General features: G+C 69.7%; 15 protein-coding genes. All 15 read left to right on the plus strand.

What is annotated here, in order from left to right; translation table 11 throughout:
• The first annotated feature begins 19 nt into the window (after positions 1 to 19).
• The 15 genes from murD to dnaE all read left to right on the plus strand — a co-directional run bounded on the left by murD (position 20) and on the right by dnaE (position 18776).
• On the plus strand, positions 20 to 1579 hold the full coding sequence (murD, locus tag AB7V09_RS01595) for a UDP-N-acetylmuramoyl-L-alanine--D-glutamate ligase (RefSeq protein ID WP_419142722.1): 1560 nt from the start codon (positions 20 to 22) through the stop codon (positions 1577 to 1579).
• Positions 1576 to 3105, plus strand: coding sequence for an FtsW/RodA/SpoVE family cell cycle protein (locus AB7V09_RS01600; protein WP_419142723.1), 1530 nt, complete (start codon positions 1576 to 1578; stop codon positions 3103 to 3105). Before murD ends, AB7V09_RS01600 begins: the two co-directional genes overlap by 4 nt.
• A complete protein-coding gene (gene murG / locus AB7V09_RS01605) occupies positions 3089 to 4348 on the plus strand; it encodes an undecaprenyldiphospho-muramoylpentapeptide beta-N-acetylglucosaminyltransferase (protein ID WP_419142724.1) in 1260 nt (419 codons plus the stop codon). The genes AB7V09_RS01600 and murG overlap by 17 nt, the downstream gene beginning before the upstream one ends.
• The gene (gene murC, locus AB7V09_RS01610; RefSeq protein ID WP_419142725.1) at positions 4345 to 5919 is read left to right on the plus strand and encodes a UDP-N-acetylmuramate--L-alanine ligase; all 1575 of its coding nucleotides are present in this window, start codon (positions 4345 to 4347) and stop codon (positions 5917 to 5919) included. Before murG ends, murC begins: the two co-directional genes overlap by 4 nt.
• Positions 5916 to 7154, plus strand: a complete 1239-nt coding sequence (locus AB7V09_RS01615; RefSeq protein ID WP_419142726.1) for an FtsQ-type POTRA domain-containing protein — start codon at positions 5916 to 5918, stop codon at positions 7152 to 7154. Before murC ends, AB7V09_RS01615 begins: the two co-directional genes overlap by 4 nt.
• Before the next feature lie 267 nt (positions 7155 to 7421).
• Positions 7422 to 8795 (plus strand): cell division protein FtsZ, encoded by a 1374-nt coding sequence (gene ftsZ / locus AB7V09_RS01620; RefSeq protein WP_178388634.1) that lies wholly within the window; start codon positions 7422 to 7424, stop codon positions 8793 to 8795.
• Positions 8796 to 8824: 29 nt separating this feature from the next.
• A complete protein-coding gene (locus AB7V09_RS01625; protein ID WP_314158224.1) occupies positions 8825 to 9640 on the plus strand; it encodes a polyphenol oxidase family protein in 816 nt (271 codons plus the stop codon).
• A 151-nt stretch (positions 9641 to 9791) separates the two neighbouring features.
• Positions 9792 to 10256, plus strand: a complete 465-nt coding sequence (locus AB7V09_RS01630; RefSeq protein WP_003786271.1) for a cell division protein SepF — start codon at positions 9792 to 9794, stop codon at positions 10254 to 10256.
• 12 nt (positions 10257 to 10268) lie between these two features.
• On the plus strand, positions 10269 to 10565 hold the full coding sequence (locus tag AB7V09_RS01635; protein ID WP_009405529.1) for a YggT family protein: 297 nt from the start codon (positions 10269 to 10271) through the stop codon (positions 10563 to 10565).
• A 165-nt stretch (positions 10566 to 10730) separates the two neighbouring features.
• The gene (locus AB7V09_RS01640) at positions 10731 to 11339 is read left to right on the plus strand and encodes a DivIVA domain-containing protein (protein WP_003786267.1); all 609 of its coding nucleotides are present in this window, start codon (positions 10731 to 10733) and stop codon (positions 11337 to 11339) included.
• A gap of 245 nt (positions 11340 to 11584) precedes the next feature.
• Positions 11585 to 12394: a signal peptidase II gene (gene lspA / locus AB7V09_RS01645; RefSeq protein ID WP_419142727.1), complete on the plus strand. Its 810-nt coding sequence runs from the start codon at positions 11585 to 11587 to the stop codon at positions 12392 to 12394.
• On the plus strand, positions 12391 to 13311 hold the full coding sequence (locus AB7V09_RS01650) for an RluA family pseudouridine synthase (protein WP_419142728.1): 921 nt from the start codon (positions 12391 to 12393) through the stop codon (positions 13309 to 13311). Before lspA ends, AB7V09_RS01650 begins: the two co-directional genes overlap by 4 nt.
• Before the next feature lie 57 nt (positions 13312 to 13368).
• Positions 13369 to 13971, plus strand: coding sequence for a GNAT family N-acetyltransferase (locus tag AB7V09_RS01655; RefSeq protein ID WP_419142779.1), 603 nt, complete (start codon positions 13369 to 13371; stop codon positions 13969 to 13971).
• A gap of 66 nt (positions 13972 to 14037) precedes the next feature.
• On the plus strand, positions 14038 to 15006 hold the full coding sequence (locus AB7V09_RS01660) for a ketopantoate reductase family protein (RefSeq protein WP_419142729.1): 969 nt from the start codon (positions 14038 to 14040) through the stop codon (positions 15004 to 15006).
• A 176-nt stretch (positions 15007 to 15182) separates the two neighbouring features.
• Positions 15183 to 18776 carry a DNA polymerase III subunit alpha gene (gene dnaE / locus AB7V09_RS01665; protein ID WP_419142730.1) on the plus strand — a complete coding sequence of 1198 codons (3594 nt, stop codon included), beginning with the start codon at positions 15183 to 15185 and terminating at the stop codon, positions 18774 to 18776.
• Positions 18777 to 19053 lie beyond the last annotated feature (277 nt).

Genomic DNA, 19053 nt, shown 5'->3' on the forward strand with positions numbered 1-19053 from the left:
AGGAGCGTGAGCCCGCACCGTGACCAGCCTGACTGAAGTCCCCGGTGAGCCGTCCAGCGCCGTCACCGGCCCCGGCGGGTCCCTGAGCGACCAGCTCGACGGCGCCCACGTGGCCGTCGTCGGCCTGGGGCGCACCGGGCGCGCCGTCGTCGACGCCCTGGCCACGCTGGGTGCCCGCATCCACGTCTTCGACAGCCGCGAGTCCTCCGTCGAGATGCTGCAGACCCCCGTGGCCTCCACCACGGTCGCCGACGCCGAGGCGACCGCGGCCGCCCTGGCGCAGTCCCCGGCCAGGCTCCTCGTCGTCTCACCCGGGGTCCCGGCCACCGGGCCGGTCCTGCGAGGTGCTGCGGCGGCGGGTATCGAGACCTGGAGCGAGGTCGAGCTGGCCTGGAGGATTCAGCAGGACTCAGCGCGTCCGCACGTGCCTTGGCTGACTCTGACCGGAACGGACGGCAAGACCACCACGGTCAGCATGCTCTCGGCGATCCTTGAGGCCCAGGGGCTCACGGCTCCGGCCGTGGGCAACATCGGCACCCCCGTCATTGAGGCGGTGCTGGCCGGCAGTGCCGACGCCCTGGCCGTAGAGCTGTCCAGCTTCCAGCTGCACACCACCAGAACCCTGGCGCCCCTGGCCTCGGCCTGCCTCAACCTGGCCGCCGACCACCTCGACTGGCACGGGGGCCTGGAGGCCTACGCCCAGGACAAGGCCCGCGTCTACTCCCGCACCCGGCTCGCCGCCGTATACAACCTCGCCGACGCGGCCACTGAGGACATGGTCCGCCAGGCCGACGTCGTCGAGGGCTGCCGAGCCGTCGGCTTCACCCTGGCCGCGCCGGGGTTGGGACAGGTCGGCATGGTTGAGGACCTGCTGGTCGACCGCGCCTTTCACGCCGAGCGGCGCTCAAGCGGCATCGAGCTGGCCACCACCGCCGACCTGGCGCACCTGGCCCCCGGGCGGCGTGCCCAGAACCTGCCCGCGCACCTGCTGGCCGACTCCCTGGCGGCCGCTGCGCTGGCCCGCGCGGCGGGAGCCGACCCGGAGGCGGTCGCCGCCGGACTGCGCGCCTACAGCCCCGGAGCCCACCGGATCGTCACCGTCGCCGAGGCGGAGGGCGTCACCTGGGTCGACGACTCGAAGGCCACCAACCCGCACTCCGCCGAGGCCGCACTGACCTCCCTGCCGCAGGGGACCGGAGTGTGGATCTGCGGTGGCGACACCAAGGGCGCCCAGTTCTTCGACCTGGTCCGCACGGTGCGCCCCCACCTGCGCGGTGCCGTTGTCATTGGCAAGGACCAGAACGACATCCTGGCGGCCCTGGAGCGGGAGGCCCCCGGCCTACCCGTCACCCGCGTCAGCGACGGCAGCGCCGAGCAGGTGAGCGCCGCCGCGGTGGAAGCCGCCGGCGCCATGGCTCGCGGCGGCGACACCGTCATGCTGGCCCCGGCCTGCGCCTCCTGGGACCAGTTCACGTCCTACGCCCAGCGCGGCGACCTGTTCGCCGCCTGCGCCCAGGCCTATACCCGAGGCGATGGCACCCGGGACGCGGATGTCTCCGGCGACCAGGAGCAGCTGTGAAGACCGGGTCCACCTCGGCCACCAACGCCCGCTCGTCGACCTCCTCCTCGTCAGGCTCCTCGCGAGCCTCCGCAGGTTCGTCGCGGGGGGCCGGTGCCGGCCGCAAGCCGGAGCGGACCGCCCCCGGGAAGGGTGCTGCCACGGCGTCCAAGCAGGCCAGGAAACCCTCCGGCTCCCGGCCCACGGCAGCGGGCAGTCGCCTGGGTGACGCCTGGCGCAAGCGCGTGACGCGCTGGGGCGAGCGGCTCTCACGACCTTGGGACGGCGGGGGCCCTCAGCCCGAGGGCACCCCTAAGGAGCGTCGTCGGCGTCCCTCCGGCGGGTCCGACTCCACCCAGAGCGCCGAGCAGGTGACTCTGACCTACTACTGCCTGCTCGTGTCCACCCTGGTGCTGGAGACCTTCGGGCTCATCATGGTCTTCTCCGTGCAGTCGGTGACCGTGGCCGCCAACGGTGGCAACGCCTTCACCGACTTCGCCAAGTACCTCATCTTCGCGGCGGTGGGGACGCTGGGCATGGTGGGGGTCTCCCGCATCCCGCTGTCCTGGTTCCCCAGGATGGCCTGGGGGCTTCTGGTGCTGACGATCGCCCTGCAGTGCCTGGTGTTCACACCCGTGGGCGTCAACGTCTACGGTAACCGCAACTGGATCCAGGTCCCGGGGGTCGGCACCGCCCAGCCCTCGGAGTTCATCAAGGTGGCCCTCGCCCTGGTCCTGGGCACCCTGGTGACCTGGTACGCGAACAAGCGTCCCCGGGACCGGGCGTGGGTGGCGGGCTGGGGCGGTGTCGGAGTCGCGATCGCGAGCGTCCTGGGCGGACAGGATCTGGGAACCGTCATCATCCTGGTCATCATCGTCGCCGGGGCCCTGTGGGTGGGCGGAATGCGCAAGCGCTGGTTCGCCCTCCTGGGGGCCGGCGGCATCGTCATGTTCGCGGCCGCCTCCATGCTCAGTGCCAACCGCCGCGCCCGGATCACCGCCTGGATCCATCCCGAGGGCGCAGACCCCATGGGGGTGGGCTACCAGCCCAAGCACGGGATGTGGGCGCTGGGGACCGGGGGCTGGCTCGGCGTGGGGCCGGGATCGTCGCGCCAGAAGTGGGGCTACCTCACCCAGGCGGACTCCGACTACATCTTCGCCGTGCTCGGCGAGGAGTTCGGGCTGGTGGGCACCCTCGTCGTCATCGCCCTGTTCGCCGTCATCGGCGCCTGCTGCCTGCGGCTCATGAGACGCCACACCTCCCTGTACGTCGTGGCCACGACCTCGGCCATCGGTGCGTGGATCGTGGGGCAGGCGATCATCAACATGGGGGTGGTCACCGGTGCGCTGCCGGTGCTGGGCGTCCCGCTTCCCCTCGTCAGCCGTGGAGGCACCGCACTGGTGTCGGTCCTCCTGGCCATCGGGGTGCTTCTGGCCTTCGCGCGCCACGAACCCGGTGCGCAGGAGGCCCTGTCCACGAGTCCCGGGGCGCTGCGTCGTTCCCTGGCAGTCATTGTCCCTAGGAGGAACCGTGCCCGAGACAAGTGAGAGCGCAGGCTCGCCCCAGCAGGAGCGTCCCAGCGGCTCGGAGCGGCCCCGGCCGTTGCGGGTGCTGCTGGCCGGCGGGGGCACCGCCGGCCACGTCAACCCGTTGCTGGCTACGGCTGCGGCCCTGCGGGACCCGGCCCTGGGCGGTGACCCCGGCACGCAGATCCTCGTCCTGGGGACCGCCGAGGGACTGGAGAAGCGGCTCGTGCCCGAGGCCGGCCTGGAGCTGGCCCTGGTCCCCAGAGTCCCTCTGCCGCGGCGTCCCAGCGGTGACCTGCTGCGTCTGCCGCACCGGCTGGGCAAGGCGATCAGCGCGGCTACTGAGGCCATTGAGAAGGTCAAGGCCGACGTCGTCGTCGGCTTCGGCGGCTACGTGTCGACCCCTGCCTACCTGGCCGCCAGGAAGGCCGGGGTTCCGGTCGTCATCCATGAGCAGAACGCCCGCCCGGGGCTGGCCAACCGGCTGGGCGCCTCCTGGGCCCAGGCCGTCGCCCTGACCTTCGCCTCGACCCGTCTCAAGGCCTCCAAGGGCTGCACCGAGGTCACAGGACTGCCGCTGCGCCCGGCCATCGCCACCCTGGTCGCGCAGCGTGCCACGGACGAGGGGACCCGGCAGGCCCGCGTCGAGGGCGCTCAGGCGCTGGGACTCGACCCCGACCTGCCCACGCTGCTGGTGACGGGCGGTTCCCTGGGGGCCCAGCACCTCAACGAGGTCCTGAGCGAGTCGCTGGACTCCCTACCAACCGGCCTGCAGGTGCTGCACCTGACCGGTAAGGACAAGGACGCCCCGGTGCGCGCCGCCCTCGAGGCGGCAGTGGCCTCGGGCGCTGCGCAGGACCTCGCTGAGCGGTACCACGTGCTCGACTACCTGACCACGATGGAACAGGCCTATGCCTGCGCCGACGGGGTCCTGTGCCGCTCCGGTGCCGGTACCGTCGCAGAGATCACGGCCCTGGGGCTTCCAGCGCTCTACGTCCCCTTGCCGATCGGCAACGGCGAGCAGCGTCTCAACGCCGCTGACGTCCTGGCCTCCGGAGGCGGGCGCATGGTGCTCGACGCCGAGCTCAAGCCCTCGGACATCCTTGACTTCGCCATGCTCATCTCCGACCCTGAGCGGCAGGCCGCCATGGCCCGGGCCGCGGCCTCCACCGGCGTCCAGGATGCGGCGGCCCGCCTGGCCGCCCTTATCCGGCAGTGCGCCTCCATCCACGACACTCCCACTGACGAGGAGAATGCGGCATGACCGCCACAACATCCCAGGACGCCTCCCGCACTTCGCACCGATCGACCGACGGTGACCACTGCACTCTGGCAGACCGGGCCTTCCACCTCATCGGCATCGGGGGAGCGGGGATGAGCGTGGTCGCTCAGCTGCTTGCGGCCCGCGGCGCCCAGGTCTCCGGCTCCGACGCCCACGGGGGTCCCGCCTTCGACCACCTGGCCGATCTGGGCATCACGACCCACCTGGGGCATGCCGCCGCGAATGTGCCCGAGCGGAGCACTGTTGTGGTCTCCACCGCGATCAAGGAGACCAACCCCGAGCTCGCCGAGGCCCGCCGGCGGGGCCAGGACGTCATCCACCGGTCCCAGGCGCTGGCGCTGGCCGCTCGGGGCCTGGACTTCGTCGCCGTGGCGGGTGCGCACGGCAAGACCACGACCTCGGGCATGCTCGCCGAGGCCCTCACGGAGGCCGGAGCCGACCCCTCCTTCGCCATCGGCGGGGTTGTGCGCGCCCTGGGCACCGGGGCACACCTGGGCAGCGGCCCCGCCCTGGTCGCCGAGGCCGATGAGTCCGACCGCTCCTTCCTCAACTACACCCCGCGCGTGGAGATCGTCACCAACGTCGAGCCCGACCACCTCGACAGCTACGGCACCGCGGAGGCCTTCGAGACGGCATTCGTCGACTTCGCTCACCGGCTGGTGCCCGGGGGCCTGCTGGTCGCCTGCGCCGCCGACGCCGGCGCACTGCGCCTGGCGCAGTCCGCTGCCGCCGAGGGCCTGCGCGTCGTCACCTACTCCTTCGCAGGCCCCGACACCCTCCCCGGCGGAGTGCTCGTGGGGGAGGGGCACGTCCACCTGGACATCCAGGAACGGGGGGCCTCATCCACTCGGGGACTGCTGACCCTCACCACGGTCGCCGGCCGCGAGCCCGCCGGAGGCACGGGCGAGGAGCCTCATCACGGCCCGGTCGAGCTGGTGCTGGCCGTACCCGGGGAACACGTGGCCCTCGACGCCGCCGGAGCCTGGGCCGCGGGCATCGAGCTCGGCGTCGAACCGGCCCTGATGGCCCGGGCACTGGGGGCCTTCGGGGGGACGGGCCGGCGCTTCGAGGACCGGGGCGAGGCCGACGGCGTGCGCGTCATCGACGACTACGCCCACCACCCCACGGAGATCGAGGCCCTGCTGCGCACGGCGCGGGGCGTGGCCCAGGAGCGCGGCGGCCGGGTCCTGGTCCTGTTCCAGCCGCACCTGTTCTCCCGCACCCGGGCCTTCGCCGACCGCTTCGGACAGGCGCTGGCCCTGGCCGACGCCGTTGTCGTCACCGACGTCTACCCCGCCAGGGAGACTCAGGCGGACTTCCCCGACATCACCGGGGACACGGTCGCCCAGCGCGTCCCCGGTGGCACCGCCAGGTTCGTCGCCGAGCGCCTCGATGCCGCCCACGCGGTGGCCGACCTCGCGCGCCCCGGCGACCTGCTGCTGACAGTCGGTGCCGGAGACGTCACCGAGCTCGCCGGCACGGTACTGGGCGACCTGGCGGCACGCGAGGGCGGTGCAGCCCCCTCGCCCGCGGACCGGGACGAGCGGGCATGAGGAAGCCCTCGGCCCCCCGCCCCGAGCGCTCCAACCGCGCTCAGGACGCCCCGGCCAGCATCCCGCCGCGCCGCTCCGGCCCCAGGCGTCCGCGTCCCTCCCGCTCGGCGCAGGGACCATCCGCGCCGAGCGCCCCGACGGCGCATCACGGGACCGAGCAGGCCGGGCCGGCGGCCCCCGCCAAGCGGCCCCGGAGCGCTTCGGCCCCCAGGACTCCCAAGGAGCCGAGCGGCGGCGCCGGGTCGGCCTCGCGACCCAGGCGTCCGTCGACGTCGAGGGGCGCGTCCAGCTCCTCGCCGGCTCCGCGTCGCGGTGGCGAGGGCGCCAGCCGCACCAGCCCCCGCCAGGAGTCCTCCAGCCCCGACGCGGCGGCGAGCACCGAGCTGACCGTCTTCGGCCGCAGGCAGGTGGCTCTTTCCCGTGGAGACGACCGGGTCGTCTCCACCGGACTGGCCGATCGGCTCAAGGAGCGTCAGGCCGCCGTGCGCCGGTTGCGGCTGCGACGGGCGGTGAGGGCCGCCGTCGTAGTGGTCGCCATCGTCCTGGTGGTCTGGGCCCTGGCCTTCTCACCCCTCCTGGGTCTGCAGGCCCGGAGGATCTCCGTGGCGGGTTCGGACGGCAGCGTCTCGGACCAGCAGGTCCGCGAGGTTCTGGCCGCCTACGAGGGCGACTCGTTGCTGCGGCTCGACACCGGCCGGCTCTCCACCCAGGTCAGTGACAAGCTGGTCCGGGTGCGCCGGGCGCAGGTGACCAGGGCCTGGCCCCACGGGCTGCGGGTGCACCTGACGATGCGCGTGCCGGTGGCCACCGTGCAGGACTCGGACGGTTACCAGGTCCTCGACAACGAGGCCGTGGTCCTCGAGCGGGTCTCCGAGCCGCCGTCGGGCCTGGTGAACATCGTGCCCGATCCCGCCGCGCAGGCATCGGGGCCACAGAGGATCTCCGCAAAGCAGGTCGCCGCCGTCACCCAGGTGGTGGGTTCCCTCACGCCGGAGACCCTGGCCCAAGTGAGCAGCGGCAGCGCCACTGAGGCGGGGCAGGTCACACTGACCCTGTCCAGCGGGGCCAGCGTGGTCTGGGGCAACAACCAGGACAACGCGCTCAAGGCACGCGTCCTGGCGACTCTCATGACCACCACCGCCTCCATCTACGACGTCTCCTCGCCGCATCGCCCCACCACACGATCCGCTGACAGCGCCGGCGCGACCCCCGTGGCACCATCGCCGACGTCCTGATCGGCTCTTGCGCTCCGCCGCTGCGCGGCATCTCCAGGAACAGCGGGGCACGCAGCAGCACGCACCCGTAAACCTTCAGGTTCATCGCAGGTAAATTGCAGTGTTATAGCAGGGAATCCGCAGGCAACTGCACACGAACACGCCGGGCTTCAATGCGATGCGACGTCCTGGATGTCTCATAGCGTTAAGCCCGTCGTTCAGAGAATGACATAAGTATTGACCTTAACTTGAGGTTGAGGTTTGAGGGGAGTCCTCGTCGGAGGGCTCATGACGAAACTCGCGGAGGGGACGCCAGTGGTCGAGAGCATGGCTGTGGACGACTCACAGCACTACCAGGCAGAGATCAAGGTCGTCGGTGTTGGCGGCGGCGGTGTCAACGCCGTCAACCGCATGATCGAGGCCGATCTGCGTGGCGTGGAGTTCATCGCCGTGAACACCGACGCCCAGGCGCTGCTCATGTCCGACGCTGACGTCAAGCTCGACGTCGGGCGGGACCTGACTCGAGGGCTGGGAGCGGGGGCTGACCCGGCGATCGGCCGCAAGGCCGCCGAGGATCACGAGTCCGAGATCCGCGAGGCTCTCGACGGCTCGGACATGGTCTTCGTCACCGCGGGCGAGGGAGGCGGTACCGGCACCGGCGCAGCCCCCGTCGTCGCCCGTCTGGCCAAGAGTATCGGCGCGCTGACCATCGGTGTGGTCACCCGTCCCTTCTCCTTCGAGGGACGCCGCCGCTCGGCCCAGGCCGAGGACGGCGTCCAGGCGCTGCGCGAGGAAGTCGACACCCTCATCGTCATCCCCAATGACCGCCTCCTGCAGATCGCCGACAAGAACATCTCCGTCGTTGACGCCTTCAAGCAGGCCGACCAGGTTCTTCTTCAGGGTGTCCAGGGCATTACCGAGCTCATCACGACCCCCGGTCTCATCAACGTCGACTTCAACGACGTCAAGTCCGTCATGCAGGGCGCCGGCAGTGCGCTCATGGGTATCGGCTCGGCCACCGGTGAGGGGCGCGCGATCACGGCCACCGAGGAGGCCATCGCCTCGCCGCTGCTGGAGACCTCGATCGACGGCGCCCACGGCGTGCTGCTCTTCTTCCAGGGCGGTTCCGACCTGGGTCTGTTCGAGATGAACGAGGCCGCCAACCTGGTGCGCGAGGCCGTCCACCCCGAGGCCAACATCATCGTCGGAAACGTGGTCGACGGCGCCCTGGGAGACGAGGTGCGGGTGACGGTCATCGCCGCCGGCTTCGACTCCGAGCCGGTCGTTGGTGGCCTGGCCGACCCGATGACTCGACTCTCGCGCGCCGCCGCGGTGCCGCCGGTGCCCTCCTCCCCGGTCGACGACCTGCCCCCGGCCCCGGCTCCTCGTGGTGGCGCCCATGCCGCCCAGAACCCGGTGACTCGTCCGGTCCCGCTGGCTCCGCCGCCCTCCTCCTCCCCGGCGGCCGCGGCGCACCTGTCGGAGGTCAGTGCGGCCGAGGCCCTCTCCTCGGGGAGCATGCCGGCCTATGTGGATGAGTCATACGGCTCCTACGGCTCGGTGCCGGCGCAGCAGCACTCGGTCTCCGATCTTGAGGTTCCTCAGGTGATCGGGGTCGACGCCGACGATGACGGCATCGACCTGCCCGACTTCCTGCGCTGAGCGGCATCGCTGTCCGGGGGCGCGGCAACATGTGCGATACCACCGCCGTTGAGGCCTCGGATCTGATCGAGGTGGATCTGGGTCCGCGGGCTCGTGGGTTCTTCACCACCCGCGGCCTGCGGGCCCGTCCCGTCTCGGCTCCGGGTGGCGGCGCTCAGGACCGGGGTGCGGAGCGCGAGGAAGGGGCCGCATATGACGGGTGGAACCTGGCGCTCCACGTCGGGGACGACTCGCAACGTGTTCATTGTCATCGTCGTCGGCTCGAGGAGCTGCTCGGGCTCGAGCAGGGGCGCCACCTGGCCTGGATGAACCAGGTTCACTCCGCAGTCGTGGCCACGGCTCAGGCCGGTGACGTTCCCACTGCGGACGCCCTCGTCCTGGACTCTCGGACGGGCGGGGCTCCTGCAGGCTGCTGCGTTCTCGTGGCCGACTGCGTCCCCGTCCTGCTCGCGTCCCGGGACGGAGCTCTGACAGCCGCCGTGCACGCCGGTCGGCGAGGCATGCTCGACGGCGTCGTCCCCGCCACCATCGACTTCCTTCGGCGCAGTGGAGTGGAACCGGCGGATCTGTGGGCCGCCGTGGGGCCGTCGATCTGCGGCTCCTGCTACGAGGTCCCCGAGGAGATGCTTGCCCTGTCCGCGCAGCGCGAACCGGCGTGCGCCTCGCGCACATCGTGGGGGACGCCCGGCCTTGACGTTGCGGCAGGGGTCCTCGCCCAGCTCGAGCGCGCCGGTGTTGGTCACATCAGCGCTGGTCAGTGGTGCACCTACGAGGACCCTCGCTTCTTCTCCTACCGCCGTGACGGAGTGACTGGACGTCTGGCAGGCATTGGAGTTCCGCGATAACGCCCGTCTGCTGAGTAACTCCTGGGCGTGACCTTCCTGAAACCTGAGGTGGGGGACACGCCGAGGTGAGGTCCCCGTGCGGTGTCACGGGGACGGATACCGTCGCAGCACATCCGGAACGCAGGGGACCGGACGAACCAAGGAGCGATAAATGGGCGCGCTGCGCAGTATGACCAGTTTCCTCGGCTACTCGGAGCCGGAGGAAGAGACCTACGAGGACAGCTACGAGGCTGCCGATGCCGGTTACGCCGTGCAGGAGCACGAGCAGGACTTCGTTGACGAGGGGTACGAGGACTTCTCTGCCCCGGCTGCGCCCGATCCCGTTGCCGCTGCCCCCGACCTTCGCCGCATCGTCACGGTTCACCCCTCGACCTACAACGAGGCCAGGATCATCGGCGAGTCCTTCCGTGACGGCGTCCCCGTCATCATCAACCTCACCGGCATGAGCGAGTCCGACGCGCGTCGCATGGTGGACTTCTCCGCCGGTCTGGTCTTCGGGCTGCACGGTGCCATCGAGCGTGTCACTCCGCGCGTGTTCCTGCTGACTCCGGCCAGCGTGGAGATCGACGGCGGCGAGGTCGCCGAGGCTCGCGGCCGCTTCTTCAACCAGAGCTGAGCTGACTCGTACGTGAACCTCGTCTCTGCGGTAGCCGGGATCCTGTCGAGCATTCTGAGCCTGTACTTCCTCATCCTCCTGGTCAGGGTTGTGCTCGACTGGATTCAGGTATTCGCCCGCCAGTGGCGTCCCCAGGGGGTCGTCCTGGTGCTGGCCAACCTTGTCTACGCTCTGACGGATCCTCCTCTGCGAGTGATCCGTCGGAGGGTTCCCATGGCACGCCTGGGAGGCGTCGGTATCGACCTGAGCTTCCTGGTCCTGGTCTTCGGGATCTGGATCATCCAGTGGTTCCTCGGGTTTCTCATCTGAACAGGTGTGAAGTTGTGAGCGAACCGCTAGAGTGCTGTTCTCACGTCAGCGTGAGATAGCGCGCTTGATGTGGCCTGAACCTCGAGTTCAGGTACTCTGTCCGCATGAGTGACCGGATGCCCGGTGCTCGTGACCTTATCCGTAACGACACCGAGGTGACGACCCATGACGCTGCTGACAGCAGACGACGTCCTCAACAAGAAGTTCCAGGCGACCAAGTTCCGTGAGGGCTACGAGCAGGACGAGGTCGACGAGTTCCTCGACGAGGTAGTCGAGGCCATGCGTCAGCTGGAGGCTGAGAACGCCGACCTCAAGGCCAAGCTCGAGGCCGCCAACCGCCGAGTAGCCCAGCTCGGAGAGGGCGCTGCCATCCCCTCCGCACCCGCTTCCCCCGTATCTCCGGTTCAGGCGGAGCCTGCCATGTCCATGCCGGCCGTCTCCGCCGGCGAGACCGGCGGCCAGGGCCCGGCTGCTGCCTCCGGCATGCTCGAGCTGGCCCAGCGCCTTCACGACGAGCACGTCGCCAATGGCAAGGCCGAGGGCGAGCGCATCGTCACCGAGGCCCGCTCCACCGGTGAGCAGATCGTGCGCGAGGCCGAGGACCAGCGCAACCGCACCCTCGCCCAGCTGGAGAAGGAGCGTGCCAACCTCGAGCACAAGATCGACGAGCTGCGCCGCTTCGAGTCCGACTACCGCACTCGCCTCAAGAGCTACCTGCAGAACCTGCTGGCCAACGTCGAGGACGGCGGCGAGAGCTCCATCTCCAGCCTGTGATCCTGCAGGGGTCGTGATCCTCCAGGCCGTGATCGCCTCCCGGCCCATCCCCGTGAGCACCTTCGGGAGTGGCCAACGGAGCCTCATCACGACGGTCCCCATCCGATCAGGATGGTTCCGCTCCACCAGTCACCAGTGACACGGCCTCCTACGAAGGGCGGCGACCCGCACGGGTCGCCGCCCTTCGCTGGGTACACAGCCCATTCGTCACCCGTTCTCCTCTGAGCACAATGCGAGAAAGCCCCATGCCTGACCACGTCGATCCCGCATCCTTAGCACAGGAAGCCGCCGGCAGTGCTGCTGACGGCGGTAACGCCGACCACGCCGATAGCGCCGTCCCGCTGCCCACGGACAATCCCTTCAGCGCCATGGATAAGGCCATGACGTCGCAGGAGGGGTCAGCGGACGCGAGACGATCCAAACGCCTCCCCGTGATCGTGCTGTGGCTGGTGGCGATCATTGTTATCGTCGTGGACCAGGTCTCCAAGCAGTGGGCGCTCTCAGCCCTGTCCGACGGTCGGCACACAGCGCTGTTCGGCCGGGCGCTTGGCCTGGTCCTGGTGCGCAACCCGGGCGCCGCCTTCTCCTTCGCCACCGGGCAGACGTGGATTTTCGCGCTCATCGCCTCCTGCGTCGTGGCCATCATCATCCGTGTCTCCCGGAACCTGGCGTCTGGCTCCTGGGCGGTGGCCCTCGGCCTGGTCCTGGGCGGCGCGGTCGGCAACCTCATCGACCGCCTTCTGCGCGAGCCAGGCTTCCTGCGCGGCCACGTCATCGACTTCATCGACTACGGCGGCTACTTCGTGGGCAATGTCGCCGACATCGCCATCGTGGCGGCAGCCGCGGGCATCATCATCCTGTCCCTGGGAGGCTGGGAGATCGACGGCACGCGTGCCGGCGCCTCAGACGACCCGGAAGCGGAAGGCGGCGGCGCACCGCCCTCCTCAACCCGCCGAGGAGTTCGGGCCCGCGGGAAGGATCGCGGCGAGGCGTCCTCCAAGCCGGGGGAGCCCTTGGATGCATCGACGCAGGCGACTCCCGTGGAGCCGCAATGAGCGTGCGCCTGCTGCCCGTCCCCGACGGCTTCGACGGCGAACGCGTTGATGCCGCGCTGGCCCGGATGACGGGATTGTCCCGCAGCCGGGTCGAGGACCTGTGTGAGGCCGGAGAGGTGCGCCGAGGCGGCGAGACGCTGGCCAAGTCCTCTCGTCTGCGCGCGGGCGAGCTCCTCGAGGTCGACCTGCCCGACCCCCGTCCCGTCGAACCGGTCGCCACTCCCGTGGAGGGCATGGAGCTGCTCTACGAGGACGAGGACATCGTCGTCGTCGACAAGCCCGCGGGCGTGGCCGCGCACCCCTCCATGGGGTGGGACGGCCCCGACGTCCTCGGCGCCCTGAAGGCCATGCACGTGCAAGTGGCCACCTCCGGCGCCGCCGAGCGCCAGGGCATCGTCTCGCGCCTGGACGTGGGCACCTCGGGCGTCATGATCGTGGCCAAGGGGGAGCGGGCCTACTCGGTGCTCAAACGCGCCTTCCGGGAGCACACGGTGGACAAGGTGTACCACGCCCTGGTTCAGGGCCACCTCGATCCCTCCAGCGGCACCATTGACGCCCCCATCGGCCGTCACCCCAGCCGAGAGTGGAAGATGGCCATCATCGAGGGCGGGCGGGAGTCCATCACCCACTACGACGTCATCGAGGCGATGCCCGGGGCCTGCCTGGCCGAGATCCACCTTGAGACCGGGCGCACCCACCAGATCCGCGTCCACATGGCCGCCGTCGGCCACCCCTGCGTCGGAGACGCCACCTACGGCGCCGACCCGGTCATGAGCGCACGCACCGGTCTGATCCGCCAGTGGCTCCACGCCCGCGAGCTCGGCATCGCCCACCCCATCACCGGTGAGCACATGGTCTTCACCTCTGACTACCCCGACGACCTCGTCCACGCCCTCGATGTCTTGCGCCTGCCGTGAACAGGCTCTCCGCGGAGGTGAATGAGAACAGTGACTGATCGCCTGCGTCGCTCGACCATGGCCCCGACGACGAGGCCGAGCGCTGACGAGGTGGTCTCGGAGACTCCCACCCTCGAGATCCGCCCGGCCATCGCCGTCCACGAACCCGTCGGCTTTGCAACGGCCCGCGGAGATGAGACGGGCCCCGAGGCCGACCGGCTTCGCATAGCTGTGGCCGACGTGCGCCTCGAGGTCTTCGTCGGTGAGCAGGCGGTTCCCTTCATCCAGGAGATCGACGCCCGCGACGAGGAACCCACCACGATCCACCTCCTGGCCCGCGGAGCCGATGGCACGCCCCTGGGCGCCGGGCGCATCCTGATGGAGCGCGCGCACCCCGGCCGGGTTCATCTGGGCCGTCTGGCAGTACGCCGCGTCGCGCGCGGTACGGGGCTGGGGGCCCGCATCGTCGCTGCCCTCGAGCAGGCCGCACTGAGCCACTCCTGCCGGCCCTGCGTGGAGGTGGTTCTCTCCGCTCAGGAGCAGGCCATGGGCTTCTACGAGCGCTGCGGATACCGGGTTCTGAACGGTCGCCGCTACCTCGACGCCGGCATCTGGCACCAGGACATGGCCCGCACCGTCAGTAGCGTGAGCGCCGAGAAAAGTTCCGGCAGCACCGCTTAAGGTCGGTTACCGAGGCCCGCGCGCATGCGCACGTGCCGAGGGCAGCAGGACGAAGAGGAGAGACTCATGAGGATCGTTGTCATCGGTGCCGGGGGCATCGGAGGATGGCTCGGCGCCCGTCTGGCCGCGAGCGGCCAGCAGGTCGGCTTCCTGGTTCACGATCGCACCCTGGCGGCTCTGCGCTTGGGCGGGCTGACGCTGCGTGACTGCTCCGAGGGTGAGCCCGGTACCGTGACCGCCCGCATCGAGACGCCCCTGGCCAGTGAGGATCCGCAGGCTCTCAACGACGCCCTGGGCGGTGACCCGGACCTGGTCCTGGTCACCACGAAGGTCGATGCGCTACCGCAGCTGGCCTCGGCGCTCAGAGTTCTGACCGGCCCCGACACCGGCGTCGTCTCCACCCAGAACGGGATCAGTGCGCCCGAGCTGCTCGCCGACGCCGTCGGAAAGGAGCACGTCCTGCCCGGGGTTGCCCGGGTCTACTCCGCCATCACCTCGCCCGGAGACGTCCGCACCATCGGCAACGCCGGCTCCCTGGCCCTGGGGGAGTGGGACGGCTCCGCCACCGCTCGCTGCGCCGCCGCCGTCCAGGCCCTGGAGGCAGGCGGAATCCGGGCCTGGACCCCGGACTCCATCTGGGCCGAGCTGTGGCGCAAGGTCTCCTTCGTCGTCGTCCAGGGTTCCCTCGGCGCTGCCACGAACACTCCCATCGGCGTTCTGCGCAGCGACCTGAGAGACTCCTTCACTCGGGCCGTGAGCGAGGTCGTCGCGGTCGCCGCGGCACTGGGCCACGACCTGGCCACCCACGACGCCCCCGACCCGGTCGCTGCGGCCCTGCGCATGGCCGACGCCCAGCCGGCCGGAGCCACCACCTCGATGCAGCGGGACATCGCCTCAGGCCTGCCCAGCGAGCTCGACGCCCAGCTCGGTGCGCTGTGCCGCGCCGGTGACGAGGTGGGCGTGCCCACTCCTGTGCTCGACCTCGCGCTCAGCGTTCTGGCCCCGCGGGAGGCTGCCGCCCGGGCGCGCGGCTGAGCCCGAAGCACCTCTCGGAGGCGGTGGGAAGGACGCCGCCCAGCAGAGGATTTCTCCCCCGGCTTAGCCACTACCTCGGCGGTGTCCCGTCATGGCTGGGCAAGGCCCTGCCTTCGCGCTCGAGCGCGCTGGGCCCCTCCAGGAGACAGGGCGCCGGGCGGGCCTAGGATGGGGCCATGGCGGAGATGAGCAGTCAGGAAGAAGCAGCCCCCAAGGACGACTTCGTCCACCTCCACGTCCACACCGACTACTCCATGCTGGACGGCGCCGGGAAGATCAAGGACTACGTGGCCGAGGCCAAGCGGCTGGGCCAGCCCGCCCTGGCAATCACCGACCACGGCTACATGTTCGGAGCCTACGAGTTCTACGCGGCCGCCACGGCCGCCGGTATCAAGCCGATCATCGGGGTCGAGGCCTACATGACTCCGGGCACCTCCCGCTTCGACAAGACCCGTGTGTTCTGGGGCGATGAGTCCCAGCGGAGCGACGACGTCTCCGCCCGCGGCTCCTACACGCACATGACGCTGCTCTCACGCAACAACGAGGGCCTGCACAACCTCATGCGCATGGACTCCTTCGCCTCCCTGGAGGGCCAGTGGGGCAAGGCGCCACGCATCGACCGCGAGCTGCTCTCGCGCTATGCGAGCGGCCTCATCGGCTCCACCGGCTGCCCCTCCTCGGAGGTCCAGACCCGCCTGCGCCTGGGCCAGTGGGACGAGGCCCTGCGCGTCGCGGGGGAGCTGCAGGACATCTTCGGCAAGGAGTTCTTCTACGTCGAGCTCATGGACCACGGCCTGGAGATCGAGCAGCGCGTCACCAAGGATCTGCTGCGCATCGCCAAGGAGATCGGGGCCCCGCTGCTGGCCACCAACGACTCCCACTACGTGCGCCCCGAGGACCGCACCATCCAGGACGCGATGCTGTGCATCAACTCCGGCTCCGTGCTCTCCGATCCTGATCGCTTCAAGTTCGACGGTGACACCTACTACCTGCGCCCCGGCGCCGAGATGCGCCGCCTCTTCTCCGAGATGCCCCAGGCATGCGACAACACCCTGCTCGTGGCCGAGCAGTGCGACGTGCACTTCCGCACCGTGGACGAGGGGGCCTCCTACATGCCGGCCTTCCCCGTCCCCGAGGGGGAGACCGACGAGTCCTGGTTCATCAAGGAGTGCTGGCGCGGCATGGACCGCCGGTTCAACGGCGACATCCCCGAGGACTGCCGCAAGCAGGCCGAGTACGAGATCAGCGTCATCACCCAGATGGGATTCCCCGGCTACTTCCTCGTCGTGGCCGACTACATCAACTGGGCCAAGGCCCACGGCATCCGGGTCGGGCCGGGGCGTGGATCGGGAGCCGGCTCCATGGTCGCCTACGCCATGGGCATCACCGAGCTCAACCCGCTGCGCCACGGGCTCATCTTCGAGCGCTTCCTCAATCCCGAGCGCATCTCCATGCCCGATATCGATGTCGACTTCGACGAGCGTCGGCGCGACGAGGTCATTGAGTACGTGCGCGAGAAGTACGGCGCCGACCGCATCAGCCAGGTGGTCACCTACGGCGTCATCAAGGCCAAGCAGTCCTTGAAGGACTCCAGCCGCGTCATGGGCTACCCCTACGCCGTCGGCGACCGGCTCACCAAGGCCATGCCCCCCTCCGTCCAGGGCAAGGACATCTCCATCAAGGGCATCTTCAACCCTGCCGACGAGCGCTACGGCGAGGCCGAGGAGTTCCGCAAGCTCCACGCCGAGGACCCCGACGCCCAGAAGATCGTCGAGCTGGCCAAGGGGCTGGAGGGCATGACCCGCCAGTGGGGCGTCCACGCCTGCGCCGTCATCATGTCCTCAGCCACGTTGACCGACATCATCCCCATGATGCAGCGCCTCCAGGACGGCGCCGTCATCACCCAGTTCGACTACCCCACCTGCGAGCACCTGGGCCTGCTCAAGATGGACTTCCTGGGACTGCGCAACCTCACGGTCATCTCCGACGCCCTGGAGAACATCGTCGCCAACGGCAAGCCCGCCCTGGACATCGACCACGTCGAGCTCGACGACCGCGCCACCTACGAGCTGCTCTCACGCGGTGAGACCCTGGGCGTCTTCCAGCTCGACGGCGGGGGGATGCGCACGCTGCTGCGCCTGATGAAGCCGGACAACTTCGAGGACATCTCCGCCGTCGGCGCCCTCTACCGGCCCGGCCCCATGGGGGCGGAGTCCCACACCAACTACGCGCTGCGCAAGAACGGCCTGCAGGAGGTCATCCCGATCCACCCCGAGCTCAAGGAGGCCCTCGACCCGATCCTGGGGACCACGCACGGTCTCATCGTCTACCAGGAGCAGGTCATGAAGATCGCCACCGACCTGGCGGGATTCTCCATGGGCAAGGCCGACGCGCTGCGCAAGGCCATGGGTAAGAAGAAGATGGACATTCTGGCCAAGATGTTCGTCGAGTTCGAGGCCGGGATGGTTCAGTCCGGCTTCTCCAAGGAGAGCGTCAAGACCCTGTGGGACGTCGTCGTCCCCTTCGCCAAGTACGCCTTCAATAAGGCCCACTCGGCCGCCTACGGCGTCGTGTCCTACTGGACGGCCTACCTCAAGGCGCACTATCCGACCGAGTACATGGCCGCCCTGCTCACCAGCCAGAAGGACAACAAGGACAAGCTGGCCGTCTACCTGGGGGAGTGCCGCCACATGGGCATCACCGTCCTGCCCCCGGACGTCAACGCCTCGCGGGCACAGTTCTCCGCGGTGGGTGAGGACGTGCGCTTCGGGCTGTCCGCGGTGCGCAACGTCGGCATCAACGTCGTCGACGCGATCGTGGCCGCCAGGGAGGACAAGGGCGAGTTCACCTCCTTCGAGGACTTCCTCGACAAGGTTCCCGCGGTCGTGTGCAACAAGCGCACCATCGACTCCCTCATCAAGGCCGGGGCCTTCGACTCCCTGGGGCACACCCGGCGCTCCCTGCAGGCCTGCCACGAGGACTTCGTCGACGAGGTCATCGGTGTCAAGCGCAACGAGGCCGCCGGCCAGTTCGACCTGTTCGCCTCCCTCATGGGCGGCCCCGACGACGCCGACGACTCACCCTTCGGCAACGGCCCGGTCTTCTCCTCCGACGTTCCCAACCTGCCGGAGTGGGACAAGAAGGACAAGCTCGCCTACGAGCGCGACATGCTGGGCCTCTACGTCTCCGACCACCCCCTCATGGGCCTGGAGGGGCTGCTGGGCAAGCTCGCGGACAAGGAGATCTCCGAGCTCCACGAGAACGATGAGCTGCCCGACGGCGCCATGGTCACCATCGCCGGGCTCATCACCTCGCTGACCCGCAAGACCACCAAGCAGGGCAACCTGTGGGCCATCGCCCAGGTCGAGGACCTGGCCGGAAGCATCGAGGTGCTCTTCTTCCCCCAGACCTATCAGACCGTCTCCACCATGCTGGCCCCGGACACGGTGGTCACGGTGCGCGGACGTCTCAACCGGCGTGACGGCCAGGTCGCCCTGTACGCCCAGGAGATGACGATCCCGGACATCTCCAGCGCCGCCCACGAGGCGGTCCTCATCACCCTGCCCACCAACCGGTGCACCGGGCCACTGGTGGAGCGGTTCAAGGACGTGCTCACCAAGCACCCGGGTGGCTCGACGGTCCGTCTGACGCTGACCAGTCCGGGGCGCGAGGTGCGTACCCAGCTGGACGCCTCGCTGCGGGTGGAGGCCTCGCCCGCCTTCTACTCCGACATCAAGGCCCTCCTCGGCCCGGGGTGCCTGCGCCACTAGAAAGCCGTATCCCCGGGAGTGGATCGCCCGCCCCGATGGGGACGTCGAGCAACCGATGCCAGCCCGAGCGGGCACCGTTCGCAAACCTGTTCGTGATCTCACCGTGTCCTCATCAGTGCGCCACATGCCGTCTTTCCTTAGGGCGGCAGGTCCGCCTTCGGGAAGGTGGAATCCGGTTTTGAGGCGGTATTCCCACAGGTCGTGCCACCTTCACCAGGCTTGGTGCTCACGTGGCGCCCCGTCTTCATCTTGATACTCTCGTAATGTCCACAAGCAG

The organism is Actinomyces sp. SKVG-SVH-4(1) (genome assembly GCF_048514265.1).
GTDB classification, from domain to species: Bacteria; Actinomycetota; Actinomycetes; order Actinomycetales; family Actinomycetaceae; genus Actinomyces; species Actinomyces oris.